Consider the following 24,309-nt stretch of genomic DNA (forward strand, 5'->3'; position numbering starts at 1 on the left):
TGCTAGGCTGAGTAAGTTAAACTTCTGTTTTACACCCTTTGTGCTTTTACTCGCTTAATCTTGATTCTAATACTTGGTTCACATCAAAGTTCTCGATTTGTAGATAATATTCTGCACAGTCTATTAAAGCTTTCATTGGAACTAATCCGATAACTTCTGCACCTATTACTGGAACTCCATATCTTTTTGCTTCCATTTTAACCATCTCCTGTGCAGTGTAAATAGCTGTTTTCTCATAATTTACAAGGTTTATAGAAACTTGAGCTATGTTTCTTTCAGTTAACATTACTCCTACTGCTTTAGCGTATCTTAATCCGCCACCAATATGTCTTATTTTTTTAGCTATAGTACTTGCTATTTCTAAGTTATCTGTGCCTAAATTTACATTATAAGCAATTAGGGGAAATCTTGCCCCTATAACAGTAGCTCCACTTTTTACATTCATTTCACATGGTCCAAAATCAGGTTTCCATTCTGGTTGTTTTATTTTTTCAAAGAATCCCTCATACTGTCCTTTACGAACATTAGCCAAATTTTGTCTTTCTGGTGATGAAGCAGCATCTTCATATAAATAAACAGGTATGTTTAATTCCTCTCCAACTTTTTTACCTAGTTCCTTTGCCATTTGCACACATTCTTCTGTAGTTATATCCTTTATTGGAATAAATGGAACTACATCTGTAGCACCCATTCTTGGATGTGCTCCTTGATGATTACTCATATCTATAAGTTCAGAAGCTCTTTTAATAAGCTTATAAGCCGCTTCTTTTACCTCTTTTGGTGAGCCTATCATAGTTACAACTGTTCTGTTATGGTCTTTATCTGATGAATAATCAAGAAGCTTTACACCTTCAGTTCTTCTAACTTCATCAATAATACTTTCTATTATTTCTTTATTTCTTCCTTCACTAAAATTTGGAACACATTCTACTAACTTTGCCATATGTAAATCCCCCTTAACTAATTTTTGTTTAATTTAATTATATACTGCATACATCTTTAGAGCGTCTATAACGCCATACTTTTTAAAATTTTCTTTTAAATCTGATAATTTTCGTAGATGTAAAATAGACTAACATAGTAACTAATAGCTTTTAAAAATGCTTTAAATAGTATGTAATAATAAAACTCTTTAAAAAATTACAGTATACTGCAATTCCTTAAAGAGTTTTATTTCACACATTTAATTTGTTTCTTAGTTTTTTAAATATAATTATTATTATCCAACATTTTTATGCTCTTTATGTTCAAAGTCGCATTCCATGAGAGGGACTATCTTTGTTTTATTTATCTTTTTGTATCCAAGATAGATGAGAATAAATATAGGAATAACTCCATAGTTAGTTAAAAAGTCAAACCAGCTGAATTGTTCAGCCTGAAACACCCATATATTAGCACCAAATATAACAGCAACGGAAAGTATCATTGCGAATATAGGTCCAAATGGATACCACAAAGCTTTATATTTTAGATCTTCCATATTTCTACCTTGAGCAATATAAGCTTTTCTAAATCTATAGTGACAAAGTGCTATACCTAACCATGAGAAGAAAGTTGTAATTCCAGATAAATTATAAAGTATGTAGTATATTTTTCCGTCACCAATAAGAGATGCAAAGAATGCCGTTGAGGAAACAACTGCTGTAAGGATAAGTGCATTTACTGGAACTCCTCTTTTATTTATTTTCGCAAATAATTTTGGTGCTTTTCCCTCCTTAGCCATAGCATATATCATACGAGATCCTGCATAAAGTCCAGAGTTACCACAAGAAAGAACAGAAGTTAGTATAACTGCATTCATTACAGATGCTGCTGCTGCAATACCACATCTTTGAAACACAATTGTGAAAGGACTGAATGCTACATCTGCTACACCATTCTTCAATAGATTGGGATCTGTAAAAGGAATAATAAATCCAATAACAGTAATTGACCCTATATAAAATATAAGTATTCTCCAAAAAACTGTATTAATAGCTTTCGGTACATCCTTTTGAGGGTTTTCGGATTCACCAGCAGCAAGTCCAACAACTTCTGTACCTGCAAAGGAAAATCCTGCCGTTAAGAATCCAGTTAGTATTGCTATTCCACCACCTACAAATGGTGCAGTATGGCCTTTTCCATCATTAAGTACCCAGTTATTAAATCCAGTTGGATGGCCCCCCATGATTCCAACTATTACAAGTACACCGACAATGAGAAATATAAAAATCGTTAAAACTTTTATACTGGCAAACCAGTATTCCCCTTCACCATATGCTCTCGCAGACATGAGATTCAAGCTGAATAGAATAGCTAGAAATCCTATGCTCCAAAGTGTAGTATGGGTATTAGGTAACCAGAACTTAACAATAAGTCCACCTGCTACTAGCTCTGCTGCAAGCGTAATAGCCCAGTTAAACCAATAGTTCCAGCCTAGTGCAACACCAAGCGCAGGGTCAACAAACCTTGACGCATAGGTTTCAAAAGAACCAGAGCTTGGTATCATTGTAGCCATTTCTCCAAGGGATGTCATTAAGAAATATACAACCATTCCCATGATGCCATATGCTACAAGAGCACCACCCGGACCTGCTGAGCTGATTGCATTACCACTGGCAAAGAATAGTCCTGTTCCTATTGCCCCTCCTATAGCAATCATGTTCATATGCCTTGGTTTTAGACTTCGGTGTAATTCGCCTTGACTTTTCGTTTCCAGGTTTACATTCATAAAAATTCCCCCTTTTTTATTTCCAGTGAATTATATATTATCTTATATAGACAATACTTTCACAAAACCATGATAAACAGAGTTCTTGGCATCAGATGGAGTTTTAACTCCACCTGATGCTTAGAAATCGTTATCCAGAGACGTAGCCGCTCTTTACTCCCATCTTGGAGAAAAGCAGATATCCCAAATCTCTGATTTGGTGATAGTCGCTTTCACAGAGTGCGAGGGAGTATTAGAGCAGGTAGTCATCGGATAAAGTGAAACTTAGTTTAGAAAGGCTTTCTAACCCGCTTAAAACTTAATTAAGCAAATCAGGTCCTCATGTAGTTAACTATTTTGAATTCAAGAGATTTTGATTACCTATTCGATAAACTTGAAGAAAATTCTTTTTGCACTCAGAAGGTGTGGTAAAAACTATTTTTATCTTAAAAGTCATTAATTTAATCTTATAAATTTTAAAATAAAGATAAAAATTTTTGTTTCATTGTTTATTTTTTAACTAGCTAGTTTCCTTAATTATATACTATAAACATCTTTAAAACGTCTACAGAATAAAAAATTTTTCAAATTTTCTCTAAAGTTCAAAAATTTCTATAGACGTAAAATGAATCAGTGAGTTTCCTCACTGATTTACTAACTTATTAATTTACTTAAAATATTAATTTGATATTCTTCTCCTGCCTCCTTTAAATACCTTATCCCCATTTTTAGGTATTTATCAAAGCTCTCGCTTAAGTTCTTCTCAAATACTTTTTTTAAACTAATGTTATCTCTCATATTAAGCTTTATTTCAGTTTTTACTCTATAGACGATTCCTATTTCCTTTGGATTTTTCAAAGCTGTGGAATTTATATCTGCATTTTTTAAATACCTTAATCCTTCTGCAAAGTTTCCCTCTTTTATTAAAATTAGTGCCATAAAAGCTTCTGCTACAGATCTTCCCCAGGTAAAATCAAACTGCTTATAATTATTTAAAGCCTTTTCAAAGTAACCCTTTGCCATACTTAGGTCATTAATATAAAATGCTGTTTCGCCAGCATTAGTATAAAATAAAGCAAGACTTGTCCATGCATTTTTTTCTTCACATATCTCAATGGCCTTATTATAGTACTGCAATGCCTCTAAAAATCTTTCAGTTTTCTTTCTTATATCTCCTATATAATTGTAACAGGCAGCTATGCTTAAAGCATATTGATTAGATGTATTTTTTGTACTACTTAATGTACGAATGCATTCCTCAAATAATGCTTCTGCTTCCTCATTCTCTCCAATCATCTTTTTATGCAAAGCTTTAAATCTTAATAAGATTCCTATTTCTTTTTTATAATTATACCCCTCAGCTGTATGTAATCCGTTATTTATGTACATTATCATTTCATCAATTTTATTTGTCTGAATACAATAAAAAATCATTTGCTTATAACCTTCAATAACATATTCATTGCAATCAACTTCACTAGCTTTAACAATCATATCTTGAATATTTTTTATACCCTCTTCATATTCACCTTTCCTTATTAGATATCTTCCTTTTATGTGAAGTACACATATCTCAAATCTCAGAACCTCTATTGTATTTCCTTCTTCCTGTTTTACTTTATCTAAAAGACTCTCAATTTCTATTATGCTTTGTATAGTCTTAGTTTCACTAAAATATAATTTATCACAATATTTATCATCAAAATAAATTACTGGAAATAATTCATGACTAAAATTAAGATAGGTATTTAGACTCTTAATTCTATATTTAAGAATAGCCATATAATTATTCGCATTTTCAAAATGATATATTAACTTGTAATATATATTAATATCTCCAATATTATTTTTAAGTGTTCTTTCAAGAAGCTCTCCTACTCTATTATGTAGTATCTTTTTTTTAGCCTGTGATAAACTCATGTATTGAAATTCTCTCAACTTTTGGTGAGTAAACTTGAAACATATGTCATTCTTAATGATCGTTTCTTTTAAAATAAACTTATCTTCAAGTCTTTCTATTATATCCATTATTTCAAGTTCATCTTTCTGCATTAATTCTTTTAAAATAAACATAGGTACCTCATCATGAAATAATGATGCAATTTCAGTTATCTTCTTCTCCTCTTCAGATATGTCCATAAATCGACTTTTCAAAACATCCTTCATATGAGATGTCATTATATTAACATTGTTTTTAGATTTTATAATATTCAGATACTCTGTAATAAAGAATGTGTTTCCTTCTGTTTCTGTATATATTTTATTTAACATTTCTTTAGATAGTTTATGACCTTTAAGTCCTTGATTAATAAAACTTTCTACTTCCGAAGTGCTGAACCTTAATAGTTCTGTAATTTGAATTTTGTCATATTTTCTTGTAGAAGCAAAAAATCTATCTATGTATGGATTGAATTCATTTCTGCAAGTCAGTAAGAACATAACATTATTCTGCTCACAATGCAAAATACAACTTGTAAGTAGTGACATACTAACAGGGTCCATCCACTGTATATCTTCAAAAACTATTAGTATTTTTTTATTGGTTGATATTCTTTTAAGCATATCTGTTATTATGTTTCCTATAACATCATATTTAAGTATATCTATAGTCCCCTCTGCTTTCTCATTTTCAGAATGGTTGTCATTATCAGCTTCAGGTACCAACCCACTTATTACGTTTTCCAGAATACCAGGGACTTTAATTTTATCCCTATGTATAATTCCTGCTAAATTTGAAATAATATTTCTCCATGGCTTTAACTCATATTCATTTTCAAACTGATAACAATTTGTCTCAAAAACATGAACCTTTTCTTTATCTATTTGCTCAAGAAACTTATTTTTAAGACTTGTTTTTCCTATACCCATTTCACCCTTTATTAGTATAGATTTCGTATCTTTATTATTGATAAAATTATGATAATTACTTTTCATAATTCTTAATTCATTAAGTCTTCCATAAAAATAATATTCACTCTTTTCTGTTTCATGTCTTTCATTTATCAAATCTAATACTTCTTTAAAAACCTTTCTCGTTTTAACATCTGGAGCAATAGATAGTTCCTTATTTAAAATTTCAGTGAGTTCATTATAAACTTTAATTGCATTATTAAACCTTCCCTGATTCTTATAGCATAGAATTAATTGCCTATAGGCTTCTTCATTAAACTCATCAGCTTTTATCAATAACTTACAGTATTGTTCTACCTTTTCATAATTCTTATTGCTACTTTGAAGTAATATCTGCTCGTAAAGCCTTTTTAAATATATTCCTTCTAGTTCCCCTCTAATTTCAAGAATCCACTGCTCAAAGTTCTCAGCATCCTTTAAAATACATCCCTTTAAAAATTCTCCTGTATATATGCTTATTTCATCTTTATTATTGATAAAAATATCAACATCTGTTTCAATTTTTATACTAGAACTTAGCGCGATTGTTGACTTATTAAGAAAGCTTAGAACTCCTTCTTCAGCAAAAGACTTTTTTAATTTATATATTGCATTTCTTAAATTTTTCCTTGCAATATTCTCCTCCATATCTGGCCATAAAAGTGCTGATAATTCTTCTCTTGTAGCCTGTTTTTTAACTACTATATAACAAAATAAAGCTTGTACCTTGTTATAAGGAAATAAAATATTTTTTCCGTTCAAGGTCGTAATAAAGTTGCCTAGTAATTTTACGTGGATACAATTCATATTGACACCTCTTTAAGTCTACAGACCTTTATTTTTAGTAACTATAATTATTTTAGTATATTTTTGCCAAATTTTCAAACTTAATAAAATATTTAAACTTATATGGCTTAATAACCATTATAAAAACAAACTAAATACAAATTTCATAAATTTTCAGTTCATTTCAATATAAATTAGCGATCTTATTTAATTATTTTATAATTAAAAGAAAAATCACATTTTTTCTTGTTAATATTTAATCATTTATGTTATAATTTAAACAGGTAAAAATTAAATTACATATTTAGGGGGATTTAGCTATGAAAATAAAAGCGTTATTATTAACAGTAGCAGTAGCAGCTACAATTTTTACAGGATGCGCTCAAAAAGAACAACCAAAACAAGAAACTAAGCAAGAAACTAAGACTGAAACAAAACAAGAGAAGAAAACAGATGTTGTTACAACAGCTTCAGTAGTTGACAACGTAGATGCTCTACAAAAAGGATTAAGCAAAGATGGTAAGTGGATTGTTGCAACAACAAAAGACTTAACTACAGACAAAGAAATAGTTGTTGATGGCGAATTCAAGAATGGTAAGAAAGATGCAAGCGGAAAAGAAACTTACCAACGTAAGCTAGGTCTTTACACTCAAGATGCTAACAAAAAAGTTACTGCACGTTTTAACTTAACAGCTCCAAAAATTACTTTCAACAGCCCATACGGAAGTATTGAACATGGAAATTATAAAGGTGACCTTTATATAGCTGGTAAGAACTTTAAATTAGTAAATGCAAAAATTGATGGAAACATTTACTTCTTAAATGAAGAAGCTCAAAAGACATTTACAATAGCTGATAAAGCTGATGACGAAAAAACAGTTATAACTGGAAAACAAGAATTAAAGAAATAGTTTATAGTTTAAAATAAGAAAAAGCAGTTAATTGATATTTGTATCAATTAACTGCTTTTTCTTTTACTACAGTATTCAATCATTAATTTTAAATTTCAATTTCTTTTTAACTCATACATTCTATATCATACGAGATTCTTTATTTAGAGAGAATTTATTAATGAACAAAAATATAGTTGTTTCAACGAATTATAAAATCAAGATTTATCCTTCTGAAACTCTTTTTGAAGATATGAAGAAATTTCGTTTAAAGCTTTATCCCCTTCCTTTGAAATCCGATCCATTTCAACGAATCCATGTGTACTACCTTTATATCTAGTAACAACTATCTCATCACCCGCCTCCTTCAACTTTTCAGCATAGGCTTCTCCCTCATCTCGCAATGGATCAATTTCAGCTATTATCATAAGTGCATGTGGTAATCCCTTAAAATCTTTAGCTAACAAAGGAGATGCATAAGGGTTTTTTCTATCTTCTTTCTTCGGTACATATAGCGATATATATTTCTCCATATCCTCTCTTGAAATATTAAAATTATTTGACAAATAGGACCAAGATTCACTATTTAATTGAAATATGTTTGTAGAAGGATATATTAGTACCTGACAAGTTATGTGGGGTCCATTTTTATCCCGTGTCATCTGAGAAACTGCAGCTGCAAGATTACCACCAGCACTATCTCCTGCAACCGCTATATGTCTTGCATCTCCATTAATACTTTCAGCATTTTTATAAACCCACTGAACCACATTATACACATCATTTATTCCAGCTGGAAAAGGATTTTCCGGTGCAAGACGATAACCAACTGATACTACTATTGCTTTTGTATTTTTTGAAAGCTTCCTGCAAATATTATCACAGGTATCTAGATTTCCTGAAATCCAAAAACCGCCATGCGAATAAACAATTATAGGAAGCCTACTACCGCCTTCAGGCGTATATATACGTATAGGTACCTTAGTTGAAGATATATCTATAGTAACATTTTTTATATTAGAAAAAGGTATAGGTTTAGCGCTCCATATAGTAGAATCTTTATTTAAGATTTCACGTATTTCATTTATTTGTTTTCCTTTAATTGAACTAGGATTAAAGTACTTTTTAACCTTCAACATTACAGCGACCTTCATATTAAGTTTACCATAACTCGTTGTAGTTAAGCTTTTAACAAGTAAGAACGCTCCAGTAATAAAGGCCAGGACTATGACTACAAATATCCAAATACCTTTCTTATTTTTCATTTAATTAACCTCCATATTACGCTGAATTTAATAACTGAAAAAATAAATCTTTTTATGTATTTTATACCTATGCTGTTTTATTATACTTAAATCTACCATAATAACAATCTCTGAATATGGAAAATACTCCCCTTTCTACTTACAGATTTTTATTTTAAATCTGTAAGTAGAAAGGGGAGCATATCAACTCCTAAATAATACGGTGTTTTAAATAATTGTTAGGTTTTCATATTTGGGTCGTTAAATAAGAAAATTGTTCACTACCTACAACTATTTGATATTCTTATCAAGCTCAATAACAATATTAAATAGTATTACTTTATATATTCGGTAACCAAATCAGTAAAAAGGATACCTTCTAAATGATCTATTTCGTGACAGAAACATTTTGCTAAATCTCCTGTATCTGTTAATATAATTTCCTTGCCATTTTCATTTAGAGCCTGTACTGTTACTTTTGCAGGTCTTATTAACTTTCCCCACTTATTCGGAATGCTTAAGCATCCTTCTATAACTTCTTGAGTTCCTTCTTGATTAATTATCTTTGGATTAACTAACTTTATAAGACCTTGTCCCATATCTATTACGACCAATCGTTTTAATATACCTACTTGTGGAGCTGCTAATCCTCCACCATTTTCAGTATTATACATAGTATCTGCCATATCGTTTAGTATTTGTCTTATTTTATCATCTACTACTTCGACCACTTTGCTCTTTTTTCTCAATATTTGATCATCAGAAAATCTGATTTGTCTTAATGCCATTTAAACTATACCTCTACTTTTCTGTGCTCTTGATTTTCTTTCACTTTCTTCAAAAATAAAAACTTCCTCTATTGTACTATGGAATACTTTAGCAATATCATAAGCCAACCATATAGACGGTTCAAACTTTTCAGTTTCAATAGAGTTAATTGCCTGTCTTGATACCCCTACCAATTCTCCTAATTGTTCCTGGGTTAGTCCGAGAGATTCACGAAACTCTTTTAATTTATTTTTCATTAATTATCACTCCTGCAATGTTAACCTTACATTGCCAATATAGCACTGTTTTATTTTTATGTCAAGTTGACCTTACACACCCTATAGCAGAAAGCTTATCTTAATGTAAATAAACTTCGCAATAAATTACTAGTATTTTAACCCTTAATACAACTTATTTTATATACTTCCTATACTTTTCCCAATATTTTTTTTGATGAATTTGTTCTGTGCTCATCTATATTAAATAATATTAGAGAACAAATTAATATAAAAACTGCACTCCATATTGCCTTTACACCAATATCCAAAGTTAACAGCGCTCCTATAAGTCCTCCTATAAAAAATGAAATTAGTATAGTTATATATCTTATGGCTCTTATGGCTGCTGTAGTATTCTTTTCCATAACAGCTATATAAGCAGCTTCTAATGCTGTTCTTAAATTTCCAGTAGACATGGTTGTACTATAAGCAGAATCAACTAATTTTCTAAAGGATGATATCTGTATTGAAGATACGAATGAAATAGTTACTGTAACAATTTCATCTGGTATAGTACTAGGAGTAAACCCAATGACAAAGAGTACTATGGCTTCTAGCACTAATATTGCTCTTGACCAATCTGGTATAAAAAATGGTGAATTCCTTTTTATAGTTTCAACAACAATTACCCCTAATATAAAAGCTAAAATTGGAGCAAAATTAACAAGAACTTGTCTCCAATTTTCCCTTGAGGCTTCTATTGCCATAAGTACTATATTACCTGTTTGTGCATTTGCAAAAACTCCACCTCTGCCTACAAAGGTATAGGCGTCTAAAATTCCACCAACCATTGCAAGTAATATTCCTAAATGGACAGATTCAGAAACTTTATTATATGTATATACTTCTTTAAATACTTCTTTATTCTTAGTAAGCAAAATCAAAATATCACCTTCCAATAACAACGTATAGTATTTCATTAGCAACTATCTTATATTTTAATCTGCTAAAATAATAAATACAAACACTGTATTTCTATATTATTAGTCAATATTTTCTATAGTTTACTATAATTCAATAAAATATCTAACTAATTCTTTGTAATTAAAAAATTTATACTTTATTTAACTTATATACATAGTAAAAACCCCCTTATATGGGAGTTCTTTTACTTAGATATTCAAGACAATGGGAAGAATATATCTACCTCTATTTACTTCTTAATCATTTTGTTGCTTTAAAGCACACATAAGCAGTATTAAAATTATAAGTAGCTATTTTAATGAAAATTAGTTTATTGATTTAACTTGCTTTTTAGTTCAGCGATTGTGCTTTCAGAATAACCGGCATACTCAGAGTTTGGATAACTATTCCTAACTTTCTCAAACCAGACAATAGCATTTTTACTATCATTAGTTTCCTTATAACAATTCCCTAGCTGATAAAGGACCCAAGGCGCAATTTCTAATTCCGGTGCTATTTCTTGAACCTTCAGAAGTTTTGGTAATGCCTCTTGGTACTTTTTTTGCTTATACAAACTGTTCCCCTGCCTATATATATCCCATACAGCATTCGTCTTTATATCATTCCACAGTTTATCAAACCTTGATTTTTCAGTATCATTAAGTGCCAAGTTCTTCAATAGCATCAAGTTATCCACTGCTTTCTCATAATTGCCATCCTGATAAGATTTCTCAGCATCATTAAGTTTCAAAATAATATTGTTTCTATTTTTGTAAGTATCCAACTCTAATTTTGTATTCTCTAGATCCTTCTGGAGTTTCTTATATTGCTCATCAATTTTAGTATACTTTTTATTCATTGTTTCTTGTTGTTCAAGTTCCTTGCTTTTTTTCACATTCGAGTCCTCAATCTTATTACCCATAGTTTTAATATTTAAACGATTCCAATAAACAAATCCCAGACTGCCTACACTTACTATTAACACTAAAAATAAGAAAGCAAACCTTTTAGGAAAAGCACCATTCCTTTTTATTCTATTATTAAATTTAGGTAATTTAATAATAGTGTTCCTCTTGACATTATTGCCTTGATTTGAACTAAAAGCTCTAATGGCATCAATTGCTTTTAATGCAGTCCTTTCAACATCTAATTCTTTTAAATAATCATTTGCTAGCATACTATACATATTGTATTTTGCTAGTTTTTTAAAAACTTTCTCTGCCCTATCAAGATCCTTCTTATAAGCATAACATAGCCCTAAGAACTTAATTGCTTCACAAAAATCTGGATTAAGAGATAACGATTTTTTCAGATCGGTTATAGCCAAATCTGCACAATTCATTTTTAGATTTACAATAGATTTGTTATACAGAGCTATAGATTTACGAACATTATCTGAAATGTTGTGTTCATTAAATTCTGAAGCACTAATGCTTATGAGATTTATTTTTTTTATTTCGTCGGTAAAGTTCATTAACTCAGTCCCACCTTTATTAAAATTAATTTCTTTTTCACATAAATTCATTCAGCTATATAAATTATCTTTATGTGACTTTGATGTGATAAATATTTTTAAAATCATAATTTGCCATAAGATAACAAAAGTATATCTCATTACTATACATTACAAATAAATCTAAAGTTACCTAAATTAATTATACATTTTTAGACATTTTATTACAATACTTTGCACGATATTATAATAATTATTGTCATTTAATCTAACTAATGAATCTAACTTATTTAATTCAACTATAAATTGAATATTAGTTACCCCTTTCGAAGGTTACAAAATTAATGAGACTTCCAGTTCTATTCTTATTAGCAAATCTGTATTTAACAAATTTATCGACTGAGTTACTATAAGTGTTCTTTAAATGTTTAATCCAATTATAATATTTACAACGGTTAATAGTTTTCAGTTTAGTAAAATCAGTATAAAAGTTTAAATATATAAATATTCTAAAACATAAAACTTAGGAGTTTATATCTTCTTCACCATGTTAGTTCAAGATATAAACTCCTAAGTTTACTATAAATATATTTTTTCGCTTATAAGAACTTTTCACCTATATTAGCTTGTCCTTACAATTAATTTTCTATACAAATATCTGCCATAATTACACCAATAATATTTCCACTTGAATCCTTAAAAGGTTCTGATATTGTAATACAATAATTAAAAGTTGTATTAGAAATATATGGTTGAGTAGAATATTCTTCTCCTTCAAGAGCTTTTTTAAAGTAAGGCCTATAGGAAAAATCATTACCTATATTATTATTAACATTTGCTGATATCATTGTACCTTGTTTATTAATAATTGATACTAGTTCAAATTGTGTATATATTTTAGCCTTTTCTATTAGAAAACTTGAAGCCTTATCAATACTTATATCCTGCTTGTTCATATCTACATTTAAGCCTTTAAGTATTTGAAGCCCCTCATTTATCAGTCTCTTTTCTTTTTCACCGATACTAATATTTTTGATAAAGGCTTTTAATTTTTTATCTATATCATCTGCTATATTATTCATTTTTCCAACAAGCCTATTCATTTCTTGCATTGAACCAAGCTGTTCTTCACAAGCTGCAGAAACCTCTTCAGAGAAAGCTCCGGATTCCTGTGTTGTGTGAGCTATTTTTTCAACAAGTTCTGTTACATTTGAGGTCATTCCCATCATCCCTAACGCTAGCTCGTTTATTTGATTTACAGCAGTAAAGGTAGACTGTGTAGATTCTACAATCTTAGAGAACGAATTTTTTGATTCATCGGCATATTTTATATCTTTTTCTATTTCCATTACCTGATTACTTGTTTCTGTAGTAATTTCTCCAATTGTTAATGTAATATTTTCAATTAGTTTTTTTATCTTACCTGCAGAATCAGAGGATTGCTCCGAAAGCTTCCTAACTTCATCTGCTACAACAGAAAATCCCTTTCCATGTTCACCTGCACGAGCCGCTTCTATCGCTGCATTAAGGGCTAGCAAATTTGTCCTTTCACTAATTTCAGTTACGACATTTGTAATATCTTTAATTTTATCAGCTTCCATTTGAAGCTGATTAACACTTGTGGCAAGGCGAGTGGTTATATCACCAGTGCTTTTCATATTCTGAATCAGGGTGTTGAAAAGTTCACTGTTAATCTTTACAGTTTCTGTCATCTCCTTTGCCACTATCTTAGTTTTTTGTGCTTGCTGCATAATAATATTGCTATTTGTAGCCATTTTTTTAACACTTTCTTCTGAAAGAATAGCTGCTTCCGACTGTTCGCTTGCCCCCTCTGCAATCGAATGTACTGAATGTGCTATTTCATTAGAAGCATTTTCCGTATTCAACGAGTTATCTTTGATTACCATTGCAAGTTCTCTGTTTTTATCTGATATTTCACCAACTTCACATAAAACCCTCTTAGTATTATTAATAATTTTGTTAACATCCAACGCGATTACCTTTAAAATTCCTTCTTCTTTGACTCTTATGGCAAGTTCACCGTTTGCAATAATTGCAAGTCTTTTTTTAAATTCATCAATATTGGCAAATACACTATTAGCATATATTATCAACATTATCAACAATAAACTTGTACAAACCAAAGAAGTTACAAATATGGTTAACATAATCGTTGGTCTAATTCCTGCCAATACTTCACTAATTTTTTCCGCATAATTAAGTTGATTGACAACTGCTTTTTTTAATAATAAGCTTATTACATAAGAAATTATTGCATTTGATACAAATAAGATAATAAAAAATGTAAACGTAAAAGATGTTATTATTCTTTTTTTCATTAGTCCTCCCCCATTTTCTAATTTGATAAATTTTTCTGTTGTAAATTCATAAAGCTTTATCTCGTATTTAGTTGAATATTAACGTTAAAAATCCTAATATAAATATAACACAAATTGGCATATTACTTGCAAAAATATTTCACTAAAATGTTATATTATTTTGTAATTAATCGATTTATCTTTAGAATACTGGTATTTGCTTTATATTATGCAAATTATAATTGACTCTTAAAAGGGGCAAATGTTAGTAAATTAATCCTATTGTTATCTTTATAGTTCTGTAGATTCTTACTTTCTATGACTTCTTAACCTCACTCTATACTCATTTGGAGTACAATTTTCTAACTTCTTAAATATACTTCCAAAGTAACTTAGCTGACTATAGCCAACTGTCTTGCTAATATCTGATATCTTCATCTCTGTTTCTTCTAAATATTTTTTCGCATTATCTATCCTTAATTTATTTATATAATCTTTTAAAGATATACCATTCTTTTCATTAAAAATCGTACTTAAATAATTAGGACTTATAAAAAATACATCTGCCAAGTAAGTTAAGTTTATGTTTTGATGAAAGTTATTTTCTATATATAAGTTTATTTTATCTATTAATTCATATTTACCACTTAATAATGTAGCACTTAATATATTTATACTTTCTTTACAAAAATCATTAAGAACTTCTTGAAAATCATTGTAATGGTTACATTTGTTAACTTTATCTTTATATTTGCACCTCATATTTAAAAATAATTCTCTATCTTTGATTTCTTCATAAACCACTCTACTTAATACTACTATCAGTTCTTCCAAAACCTCTTTAGTTTCTTCAGCTAAGATACTTTTCTGTCTATAAGCATCTATAATTTCTGTGATTATATGATTACAGGAGTTTTCATCAAATTTATAAATTGCATGCTTTAACCTATTCTCATATTCTAGAGGGTATTCTAGGCTTTCCTTATGAAAAGAAGGTTTGCTTCTAAAACTATAATTTTGGAACCCATACGATACCTCTGACTTCAACAATCTTATATTCGCTTGTTTCAATGCATCTTCCAAATACAATTTTTCCTTCCTATTTTTAAGCAACTCATTATCTCTTAGATTTAATTCCTTTTCTACCAAATTATTTTCAATAATCTGAGAGATCATCTTAGACACTATACTTAAGCATTCCTCTAAAGCATAAAGTCTACTTTTAGGAATAAGAGGTATATCGTTATAGGCCGCTAGCAATTCTTCTTTATCTATAGACTTACCTCTTAATCTATTTAACATAGCGTTTTCTAAATTAGAAGATTTACTTATAAGAAAATGTCCTCCCTTTATGTAACCTAAAACTTGATTATTAACCATTATAGGAATCATTATAGTTATTATATTATTACAGCACACAAAAGCCTTACCCAATTCCTTTAATGCACCTTCGTATTTTCTCTCTTTTTCTATACAAACGTTATTTTTTTTACACAAAGTGCAAAACTTATTTGAGTTAATTGGCTCTGTAATATACTTATTATTATCAGTTATAACAACTGATAGCTGCAAAAGTCTTGAAACTTCCCTCTGTATATTTTCCAGAACCTCTTTTTCAATGACATCTAATATATGTTTGCCATTTACGATAGGTATATTTTGATGCAATTCCATTAGCTTGGAAGGAGTATATGTTATTAAAAAAATTAAGTCCTCCTCTCCAGTATTAATCACTTCGTGTTCAGAATAAGGTGGAGAATGGATAAGCATTCCTTTACTTATCATTACTTCTTCTCCGTTCACAATGTGTATACCTTGTCCATTAAGTACATACAATATTTGCTCTTCTCCAAAATGAATATGACTATGTTGAGTTTGTCTCGGAAAAAACTTTACTAGTCCTGCACTTAATCTTTCAGTTAGTAGATTAGTTGGCTCATGTAGCCAAACTACCTCTCCCCAATCAAATTTTTGTACATCATATTTTTCTTTATTATAATTAAAGTCATCTATCATAGTTATCACCACCCCTGCTTTATGTTAATACAAAATTTAAAATATAACTACATTATATAATATCAATTTTTAGTTTCCAATATAAAAGTCCCTACTATAATTTATAACGAAATATAGTAGAGACCTTCAATTATTGATACTGGTATTTTAAGAATGTTATTTCAAGTTGTTTTGTGAATTTATATTAAATATCTTTTTCTCCTTAGGATCTCTATTGGACCAAAAGGTTGCAAGCGTAGGTCCAGATATATTATGCCACACACTGAATATCGCTGCTGGTATAGCAGCTGCTGGCGAGAAGAAACTCATAGCAAGTGACACTCCTAATGCTGAGTTCTGCATTCCTACTTCAAGAGAAACAGACCTTCTTTTAGCTTCCTCCATACCAAGGCCTTTTCCTGCTAAATATCCAAACAAGAATCCAAATAAATTATGAAGAATCACTACCCCAATAGCAAGAGAAGCTGTAGCTAGTAGCTTTTTAGAATTTGCACCTACAACACCACCGACAATTAAGACTATTGCTATAGTTGAAATAAGCGGAAGTGCCTTTGTTGCCTTTTGAGCCTTTTGACCAAATACTCCATTTACAACTACACCTAAAAGTATTGGTAAAATAACTATTTTCGCAATTTCTATTAGTAATTTGATCACTGGTATTGAAACCCACTTACCAGCTAAAAGAAGTATCAAAAATGGCATAAGTAAAGGTGCAATCAAAGTTGAAACGGCACCTATCGAAACTGAAAGCGCTAAATCACCCTTTCCAAGGTATGTCATTACATTTGATGCAGTACCACTTGGACAACAACCTACAAGAATAACTCCTACAGCTAGTTCTTTAGGAAGGTTAAATACTAGGCATAATATGTAAGCTACCGATGGCATTATTACATAATGTGCCACTACACCTATTAAAACATCCTTTGGCCTTGTAAATACTTCTTTAAAATCATCCTTTTTTAAAGTCATACCCATACCAAACATTATAATTCCTAAAAGCAATGAAACCTTTGGTACAACCCATAAAAAAGTGCTCGGTTTAAGAAGCCCTATAATCGCAGCTAATATAACTAAAGCTGCAAAATACTTCCCGATTAATTTACCAACCTTTTCTATGAAATCCATAATAACTCCCCCTCTTTACCCGGTAGCTAATTGCCATTAATCCGCTTACTTTTTTTAAACACTAAACAGTATTAGTATCATTGATACCTTAATATCATTCATCATCTGCACTTATTTAGTTATCGCCACTAATATCCCCAATTTCACTAGCGTCGATATAACTAAAGTCTACTCTGTAAGAACCTACGAAATAATCTTACTTAAGTTTTATCTTATCTTAAAACTGCTCCCGTATTAGCTGATGTAACTAACTTTGCATATCTTCCTAAATACCCCTTTGTAATCTTAGGTTCTGGTTTAACATAATTTTCTTTACGCTTAGAAAGTTCTTCATCACTAACCTTTAGTTCTAATTTCTTATTTGGTATGTCTATAGCTATGATATCTCCTTCCTCCACAAGTCCTATAGTTCCACCATCCATAGCCTCTGGAGATATGTGTCCTATAGCTGCTCCTCTAGTAGCTCCTGAAAATCTACCATCAGTTAAAAGAGCTACATCTTTATCTAAACCCATACCTGCTATTGCTGAAGTTGGAGATAGCATTTCTCTCATCCCAGGGCCACCCTTTGGACCTTCATATCTTATTACAACTACGTCACCTTTTACTATTTTCCCTCCAAATATTGCCTCAACTGCTTCTTCTTCTGAGTTGAAAACTCTTGCAGGGCCTTCATGCTTAAGCATTTCCTTTGCAACAGCTGATTCCTTTACAACTGCTCCATCTATAGCAATATTTCCTCTTAGTATGGCAAGTCCACCCTTATTGCTGTAAGGCTGTTCTATAGAATGAATTACATTATTATCACGTATTATTTTCTCTTTTAGGTTCTCTCCCATTGTTTTCCCAGTTACAGTTAAAACATTTTCATATATAAGCCCTTGTTTTGATAACTCATTCATCATTGCTGGAATTCCGCCTGCAAGATCTAAATCTTCCATGTGATGTTTTCCACTAGGACTTAATTTTGTTAAACAAGGAGTTTTCGAGCTTATTTCATCAAACAATTTCAAATCAAGTTCAATTCCAGCTTCATGAGCAATTGCTGGTAAATGCAGTACTGTATTTGTTGAACCTGCCATAGCCATGTCCACAGTTATAGCATTTTTAAAGGCATCTAAAGTTAATATATCTAAAGGTTTCAAATTATTCTTTAATAATTCCATAACCTTCATACCAGCATATTTAGCTAGTTGTTTTCTTTCCCCTGAATGTGCAGCTGCTGTCCCATTATAAGGCAAGCCCATACCTAAAACTTCAGTTAAACAATTCATACTATTTGCAGTAAATAAACCTGAACATGAACCGCATCCTGGGCAAGCTTTTTCGGCTATATTTTCAAGTTCTTCATTTGTAATTTTACCATCGTTATAGGTTCCAACACTCTCTATAACAGTTGTGAAATCTGCATCACAGCCGTTATACTTTCCTGCTTTCATTGGCCCCCCACTTACAACTACTGATGGTATATTTAGTCTTGCTGCTGCCATAAGCATTCCTGGTACGATCTTATCACAATTTGGAATCAAAACTAAACCATCGAACCCATGAGCCATAGCCATAGCTTCTATGGAATCAGCTATAAGTTCTCTGCTTGCTAAAGAGTATTTCATACCTATATGTCCCATAGCAATACCATCGCATACTCCTATAGCGGGAAACTCCATTGGTGTACCTCCTGCTATTCTTACACCTACTTTTGCAGCTTCAGCAATTTCATCCAAATGAAGATGTCCTGCTATTACTTCATTTTGCGCGTTAACAATACCAATAAGTGGCCTTTCTATCTCTTCTTTTGTAAACCCCATTCCGTACATTAATGCTCTTGTTGGTGCTCCTTTTGCTCCGCCTTTTACGGTATCACTTCTCATAACTAATCCCCCTTAAATATGTGCTTTATACAATTTATTATTACTATTGTAACTTTTCTGAATATTAATAAGTTACATAGAAATTATTATTTTTTTATGGTATTAATAATATTAAAATATTACGATTTTTTATTAATAATTTACTAATTTGTAAAAATAACTATAGTAACCAATGCATCACCTTAATAAAAAGACCTATTTATGAATATATTTTTTACTTATTAGTTTTTAATATAAATAGCATTTTATGTAGTATAATAAAATAACAACATTTATTATAAATTTTAGGAGGGGGTATTATTATGAAACTTGTAATAGAACTTAAAAGTATATTATCAGGCCTCTACAGAAGTTTCAAAAGGTTTCCAGCCACTATTTTTCTTTCGGCTTCTCTTTGTACAGTTTTGATAGCTATATCAGAAATATCTCCGAGGACCGATACTTTTAAAAAATTAGCCATGGTACTTGCTATCGGTATACCGCTCTCTCTTTGTACAAAACTTTTTTTAGAGAAAAAGGGTGAACATACCAAATCAAAAACTGCAGTCGCTTATATTTTAAATATTTTTCTTTTGATTCTTTATTATTTTTTCTTTCTTAAGAATCTTAAGATGGTGGAAATTACAATGTATATTGGGCTAACTATTTCTCTATACTTGGCCTTTGTTTATACTCCTTACTTATTGAAGAGAGAAAAATTCGAAAGATATGTTATCTCTTTATTAGCAAGCTTTTTTATAACATTCATATATTCTGTAGTACTATACCTAGGACTTTCTGCAATACTTTTTACTATAGATACTCTTCTTGGCATAAATATTGATGGAAAAGTCTATTATTATACTTGGCTTATTGTAGCTTTTATCTTTGCAGTATCCTACTTCCTTTCTCAAATACCATTAAGAGAAGAAGAACAGCACTCAAAACTTTATCCAAAGCTTTTAAAAATATTGTTTCTGTATATTGTAATGCCTCTTTTATCTGTATACACTGCAATTCTTTATATATACTTTGGTAAAATAATTTTAACAAGGGTGTGGCCTATTAATATAGTTACAAACTTAGTTCTTTGGTATTCACTTATCACTGTAGCGGTGTTCTTCTTTATAACACCTATAAAAGAAGAAAATAAATGGGCAAATAGTTTTTTAATATTTTTTCCTAAAATAATTCTACCTATTTTAGTAATGATGTTCATGTCAATTGGAATAAGAATAGAGGCCTATGGAGTAACAGAAAAAAGATATTTTGTAGTTATACTTGCCACTTGGATATTTGCAGTAATGTTGTATTATTCTTTTGCTAGAAACTTAAGAAATATATTGCTTCCTCTTTCTTTATCTATAATAGTCTTAATTTCTGTGTTTGGACCACTCAGCAGCTTTGCAGTTTCAAAGCTCAGCCAAAATAATAGATTAGATAAGATTCTAACTAAAAATAATATGTATAAGGATAACAAAATACAACCTTCTACAAATGTTTCTACAGAAGACAAGGTCGAGATAAGCAGTATACTCACTTACTTCAATAGTAACCATAGTCTTAAAGAAGTCAAAAACTTACCAGAAAATTTTAAAATTGAGGATATGAATAAGGTATTCGGATTCTCATTAGAAAGTAGAAATGATAATTTTTCTAATGGATATTTCTATTTTAGAAGAGAGATAGGTGACACTATTGACATAAAAGGATACGATTATCTAATCGATAACAATAGCATAATGCAGGGTACTAAGAATATGAATGATAAACTAGATGTGTACTATAACTCCAGCTCGGCTACTTTAGAAATAAAGATTAATGCAAAAGAAGTATATAGTAAAAATCTTAACTCCTTTATAAAAAATATTAGTGATAAATATAAATTTCAATCCAGTACTGGTAAAGATATTATACCATCAGAGGAAATGACATTAGTTGATGAAAACGAAAAAGTGAAAGTGAAATTTGTGTTCTTAAGTATATCAGGACAAAGTAACCACTCCTCACAAGACATTGATTCTAAAGGACTTGAGTTTTATATACTCATTAAAATTAAATAGTTTTTAATCTTACTATCTGTAATTAACCTATTATTTATTGGTAAATTGCTTAAATGAAAAAGCATTGATATTCAAAGTTGAAATTGTAATTGAAGTCATTTTTACACAATCTTTTTATCAATTTATTGCAAAAACATCACTCTGGTAACCCATAGTGATGTTTTTACTTTGTTTTTATTCGATGACTACCCGCTCTAATACATCTAAAATCCTACATTAAATTCAATATTTGCTTCTTTATTTCAACAAACTTATCGGAAGTTATAATGTCCTTAGTTCTATCTTTAGGTAAGTCTACAACCACCTCACCTTTTATAAAAGCTGGTTTATCTGATAAAATGTATATTTTATCAGAAAGATAAATAGCTTCTTCTATATCATGAGTTATAAATAATATAGTACTTTTTAAATCTTTAATAACATTTAAAAGCCAGTTTTGCATCTTACTTCTCGTAATGGCATCTAAAGCACCGAAAGGTTCATCCAAAAGCATAATATTGCTTGAAGTCATATAAGTCCTCAAGAATGCTGCTCTTTGTCTCATACCACCAGATAGCTGAAAAGGATACTTAAATTCATATCCTTTTAATCCATATGGTTCAAAGTATTGTAAGACCTCTTTTCTTCCCTCCACTTTATTTTTACCTTTAATATAAAGTGGAAGTGCTACATTGTCTATTACTTTCTTCCAAGGAAGAAGAAGATCCTTTTGATGCATATAACTTATTTCTCCTGATACCTTTGCTTCTCCAGAGTCCGCTTTTAATATTCCTGATATTACATTCAAGATAGTACTTTTACCACTTCCGCTTGGTCCAAGAAGAGTTACAAACTCCCCTTCCTTCACTTCAAAGCTTATATCCTTAAGTATTGTATCGCCATCAAAAGTTTTAGATACATTTTTAAGTACAAGTTTTCCCATATTATTGTTATTCAAAACAATCTATCTCCCTTTACTAAATGCATTTTCATTTATTCTACTGCTATCACATTATGTTCATTAGTTATATTAATGAAAAATTAGGTGAGTTTACCCACCCACCTAATCCAAGTCCAATTTCATATAATTAGATTATCTATAATATTTATTCTACTCTTTTAAAATTATTTAGATGGAAGAAAATCATTAGTAAATGCATCTTCCGCTTTCATATCCTTATTAATCAAATTCTTACTGCGAAGGAATTTTGTGTAGTTATCCCAAACGGTAGCCTTCATTTCTCCCCATCTTGCAGCATCTTCTTTATATTTATTCTTTAAGTATTTTTGACTTTCTAGTGCTAGATTTTTATCTATCTCTGGAGCATTCTTAACTAAGATATCAGCTGCTTCCTCTGGTTTATCCATAGCAAATTCATAACCCTTTGTTGTAGCCTTTAGAAACTTTTTAGCTAAATCAGGTTTATTTTTTAAAGTATCTTCATTAGCTATCAATATAGGAGTATAGTAATCTAAATCTGGGTTTAACTTTCTTAATTCTATGTAATCAATTGGTATGTTTTTAAGCTTTGCATCAATTCCTGTCCATCCTTCATATATCCAAGCAAAATCAATATTGCCTTTTGTTGCTGCGAAGAAGTCCTGCTCACCCATATTTACTATTTTAAGCTTACCAAAGTCGGCACCCTCTTTTTTCATAATTGCTTCTAACACAGCATTCTCAGAAGGTGATCCGAAGCCACCATAAGTCTTTCCTTCAAAATCTTTTACAGTCTTTATATTTTTATTTTTAGGAGCTGCAAAGCCCGAAGTATTGTGTTGGATTATAGCTGCTATTGCTTTTATCGGAAGAGGAGTATCTGATGTTCTAGCATAAGTTAAGTCTTCTTGGTAACTTACTCCAAAATCTCCCTTTCCAGCTGCTATCAGATTTCCAACTGCTCCTTCAGAAGGTTGAATTATTTCCACATCCAAACCTTCCTCTTTGTAATACCCCTTATCTTTAGCTACATATAAGCCCGTATGATTAGTATTAGGCGTCCAGTCAAGTATCACCTTTACTTTAGTTAGTTCTTTCTTATCTGCAGTACTATTTTGTGGGGCTTTATTCGCTGAAGAACATCCCGCAAAAATAGAAGCAGTCAATAAACATGATGTTATGATTGTTAGGATTCTTTTTCCTTTCATAATAAAACTTACCTCCATAAAATTATTTTCTTTCTTTAACTTTTCTCTGCCACGGCATAAAAATATATTGAAGTACATACATAAATCCGAATAATGCTAAACTTAGTATTATTATTACAATTATAGCCGCAAATATTTTATCTAAAGCATACGCATTCTTCGCTCTTACCATAAAAATTCCTAAACCTTTTTCTCCACCAAGCCACTCGCCTACTACTGCCCCCATTATACTATAAGTAGCAGCAATCCTAAGTCCAGAAAAAAATGAACTTAATGCACTAGGGAATTTGACGTAAACAAATTTCTGGAGTCTGGTAGCCTTCATTATATCCATAAGGCTAAGCATATCTGTATCGACAGATTCTAGTCCATCTACAAGGCTAATAACTACAGGGAAAAAACACATCATAATAACAACTATAACTTTTGGAGTCATTCCAAAACCAAACCAAATAATAAATATTGGTGCTAAGGCTATGGTTGGTATGGTTTGGGAAACAACGAGTATTGGATACAAACAACTTTTTATTATTTTTATGCTATCCATTAGTACGGAAAGTATAACTGCAAAAACTACGGAAAGTAAGAAACCTAAGAGAGCTTCCTGCAAAGTTGCATAAATATGAGGTTTCAAATTAGGCATTACCTCAAAGAGAGTAATTAATATATCCTTTGGCGAGGGAAGTATGTACTTTGGTATTCCACCTTTGTCCACCACTATCTGCCATATGAATATGAGTACCAACTGAAAAATAGCAGATATAGTTCTATTTATTAATTTATTATTAGCTTTCATTCTTTACACATCCTATAATATCTTTAGAAAAATAGTTTTATGTTTACTTTGTTATTCGCCATTAGCTACTACTATATTAAATACAATCATTGTTATAAAGATGTTACTAAT

General features: G+C 30.5%; 17 protein-coding genes. 2 read left to right on the forward strand and 15 right to left on the reverse strand.

Annotated elements, in window-relative coordinates:
- Positions 1-46: 46 nt before the first annotated feature.
- From ftcD to AC0N0V_RS15180, 3 genes are all read right to left on the reverse strand, one after another.
- Positions 47-943 (reverse strand): glutamate formimidoyltransferase, encoded by an 897-nt coding sequence (gene ftcD, locus AC0N0V_RS15170; protein ID WP_474458881.1) that lies wholly within the window; start codon positions 941-943, stop codon positions 47-49.
- Between the two features lie 276 nt (positions 944-1,219).
- Positions 1,220-2,710: an amino acid permease gene (locus AC0N0V_RS15175; protein ID WP_474458882.1), complete on the reverse strand. Its 1,491-nt coding sequence runs from the start codon at positions 2,708-2,710 to the stop codon at positions 1,220-1,222.
- Positions 2,711-3,343: 633 nt separating this feature from the next.
- A complete protein-coding gene (locus AC0N0V_RS15180) occupies positions 3,344-6,385 on the reverse strand; it encodes an AAA family ATPase (RefSeq protein WP_474458883.1) in 3,042 nt (1,013 codons plus the stop codon).
- 299 nt (positions 6,386-6,684) lie between these two features.
- Between AC0N0V_RS15180 and AC0N0V_RS15185 the strand changes: the two genes are divergently transcribed.
- Positions 6,685-7,275 carry a hypothetical protein gene (locus tag AC0N0V_RS15185; RefSeq protein ID WP_474458884.1) on the forward strand — a complete coding sequence of 197 codons (591 nt, stop codon included), beginning with the start codon at positions 6,685-6,687 and terminating at the stop codon, positions 7,273-7,275.
- Positions 7,276-7,472: 197 nt separating this feature from the next.
- Here AC0N0V_RS15185 and AC0N0V_RS15190 read toward each other — a convergent pair whose 3' ends face one another.
- From AC0N0V_RS15190 to ilvD, 9 genes are all read right to left on the reverse strand, one after another.
- Positions 7,473-8,519: an alpha/beta hydrolase gene (locus AC0N0V_RS15190; protein WP_474458885.1), complete on the reverse strand. Its 1,047-nt coding sequence runs from the start codon at positions 8,517-8,519 to the stop codon at positions 7,473-7,475.
- Between the two features lie 314 nt (positions 8,520-8,833).
- Positions 8,834-9,286, reverse strand: coding sequence for a peptide deformylase (gene def / locus AC0N0V_RS15195; RefSeq protein WP_474458886.1), 453 nt, complete (start codon positions 9,284-9,286; stop codon positions 8,834-8,836).
- Positions 9,287-9,523, reverse strand: coding sequence for a helix-turn-helix transcriptional regulator (locus AC0N0V_RS15200; protein WP_474458887.1), 237 nt, complete (start codon positions 9,521-9,523; stop codon positions 9,287-9,289).
- A 170-nt stretch (positions 9,524-9,693) separates the two neighbouring features.
- Positions 9,694-10,464 carry a YoaK family protein gene (locus AC0N0V_RS15205; RefSeq protein WP_474458888.1) on the reverse strand — a complete coding sequence of 257 codons (771 nt, stop codon included), beginning with the start codon at positions 10,462-10,464 and terminating at the stop codon, positions 9,694-9,696.
- Between the two features lie 314 nt (positions 10,465-10,778).
- Positions 10,779-11,921, reverse strand: coding sequence for a tetratricopeptide repeat protein (locus AC0N0V_RS15210; RefSeq protein WP_474458889.1), 1,143 nt, complete (start codon positions 11,919-11,921; stop codon positions 10,779-10,781).
- A gap of 617 nt (positions 11,922-12,538) precedes the next feature.
- Complete coding sequence (locus tag AC0N0V_RS15215) at positions 12,539-14,239, reverse strand: methyl-accepting chemotaxis protein (protein ID WP_474458890.1); 1,701 nt, start codon at positions 14,237-14,239, stop codon at positions 12,539-12,541.
- A 288-nt stretch (positions 14,240-14,527) separates the two neighbouring features.
- Positions 14,528-16,234: a PocR ligand-binding domain-containing protein gene (locus tag AC0N0V_RS15220; RefSeq protein WP_474458891.1), complete on the reverse strand. Its 1,707-nt coding sequence runs from the start codon at positions 16,232-16,234 to the stop codon at positions 14,528-14,530.
- A 156-nt stretch (positions 16,235-16,390) separates the two neighbouring features.
- On the reverse strand, positions 16,391-17,362 hold the full coding sequence (locus AC0N0V_RS15225; RefSeq protein WP_474458892.1) for a bile acid:sodium symporter family protein: 972 nt from the start codon (positions 17,360-17,362) through the stop codon (positions 16,391-16,393).
- A gap of 212 nt (positions 17,363-17,574) precedes the next feature.
- Positions 17,575-19,233: a dihydroxy-acid dehydratase gene (gene ilvD / locus AC0N0V_RS15230; protein ID WP_474458893.1), complete on the reverse strand. Its 1,659-nt coding sequence runs from the start codon at positions 19,231-19,233 to the stop codon at positions 17,575-17,577.
- A 302-nt stretch (positions 19,234-19,535) separates the two neighbouring features.
- Between ilvD and AC0N0V_RS15235 the strand changes: the two genes are divergently transcribed.
- Positions 19,536-21,275, forward strand: a complete 1,740-nt coding sequence (locus AC0N0V_RS15235; protein WP_474458894.1) for a DUF4153 domain-containing protein — start codon at positions 19,536-19,538, stop codon at positions 21,273-21,275.
- Between the two features lie 211 nt (positions 21,276-21,486).
- Here the strand turns inward: AC0N0V_RS15235 and AC0N0V_RS15240 are convergent, their stop codons facing one another.
- From AC0N0V_RS15240 to AC0N0V_RS15250, 3 genes are all read right to left on the reverse strand, one after another.
- Complete coding sequence (locus tag AC0N0V_RS15240; RefSeq protein ID WP_474464552.1) at positions 21,487-22,197, reverse strand: ABC transporter ATP-binding protein; 711 nt, start codon at positions 22,195-22,197, stop codon at positions 21,487-21,489.
- 182 nt (positions 22,198-22,379) lie between these two features.
- Positions 22,380-23,402, reverse strand: coding sequence for an ABC transporter substrate-binding protein (locus AC0N0V_RS15245; protein WP_474458895.1), 1,023 nt, complete (start codon positions 23,400-23,402; stop codon positions 22,380-22,382).
- 22 nt (positions 23,403-23,424) lie between these two features.
- On the reverse strand, positions 23,425-24,198 hold the full coding sequence (locus AC0N0V_RS15250; protein WP_474458896.1) for an ABC transporter permease: 774 nt from the start codon (positions 24,196-24,198) through the stop codon (positions 23,425-23,427).
- Positions 24,199-24,309 lie beyond the last annotated feature (111 nt).

The sequence above is a fragment of the Clostridium sp. CS1-1 genome (genome assembly GCF_056135525.1).

What these genes read in the sequence shown, in the direction of transcription:
- ftcD (WP_474458881.1), bottom strand. Translation starts at nt 943, where the DNA reads ATGGCAAAGTTAGTAGAATGTGTTCCAAATTTTAGTGAAGGAAGAAAT.
- AC0N0V_RS15175 (WP_474458882.1), bottom strand. Translation starts at nt 2,710, where the DNA reads ATGAATGTAAACCTGGAAACGAAAAGTCAAGGCGAATTACACCGAAGT.
- AC0N0V_RS15180 (WP_474458883.1), bottom strand. Translation starts at nt 6,385, where the DNA reads ATGAATTGTATCCACGTAAAATTACTAGGCAACTTTATTACGACCTTG.
- AC0N0V_RS15185 (WP_474458884.1), top strand. Translation starts at nt 6,685, where the DNA reads ATGAAAATAAAAGCGTTATTATTAACAGTAGCAGTAGCAGCTACAATT.
- AC0N0V_RS15190 (WP_474458885.1), bottom strand. Translation starts at nt 8,519, where the DNA reads ATGAAAAATAAGAAAGGTATTTGGATATTTGTAGTCATAGTCCTGGCC.
- def (WP_474458886.1), bottom strand. Translation starts at nt 9,286, where the DNA reads ATGGCATTAAGACAAATCAGATTTTCTGATGATCAAATATTGAGAAAA.
- AC0N0V_RS15200 (WP_474458887.1), bottom strand. Translation starts at nt 9,523, where the DNA reads ATGAAAAATAAATTAAAAGAGTTTCGTGAATCTCTCGGACTAACCCAG.
- AC0N0V_RS15205 (WP_474458888.1), bottom strand. Translation starts at nt 10,464, where the DNA reads ATGAAATACTATACGTTGTTATTGGAAGGTGATATTTTGATTTTGCTT.
- AC0N0V_RS15210 (WP_474458889.1), bottom strand. Translation starts at nt 11,921, where the DNA reads ATGAACTTTACCGACGAAATAAAAAAAATAAATCTCATAAGCATTAGT.
- AC0N0V_RS15215 (WP_474458890.1), bottom strand. Translation starts at nt 14,239, where the DNA reads ATGAAAAAAAGAATAATAACATCTTTTACGTTTACATTTTTTATTATC.
- AC0N0V_RS15220 (WP_474458891.1), bottom strand. Translation starts at nt 16,234, where the DNA reads ATGATAGATGACTTTAATTATAATAAAGAAAAATATGATGTACAAAAA.
- AC0N0V_RS15225 (WP_474458892.1), bottom strand. Translation starts at nt 17,362, where the DNA reads ATGGATTTCATAGAAAAGGTTGGTAAATTAATCGGGAAGTATTTTGCA.
- ilvD (WP_474458893.1), bottom strand. Translation starts at nt 19,233, where the DNA reads ATGAGAAGTGATACCGTAAAAGGCGGAGCAAAAGGAGCACCAACAAGA.
- AC0N0V_RS15235 (WP_474458894.1), top strand. Translation starts at nt 19,536, where the DNA reads ATGAAACTTGTAATAGAACTTAAAAGTATATTATCAGGCCTCTACAGA.
- AC0N0V_RS15240 (WP_474464552.1), bottom strand. Translation starts at nt 22,197, where the DNA reads ATGGGAAAACTTGTACTTAAAAATGTATCTAAAACTTTTGATGGCGAT.
- AC0N0V_RS15245 (WP_474458895.1), bottom strand. Translation starts at nt 23,402, where the DNA reads ATGAAAGGAAAAAGAATCCTAACAATCATAACATCATGTTTATTGACT.
- AC0N0V_RS15250 (WP_474458896.1), bottom strand. Translation starts at nt 24,198, where the DNA reads ATGAAAGCTAATAATAAATTAATAAATAGAACTATATCTGCTATTTTT.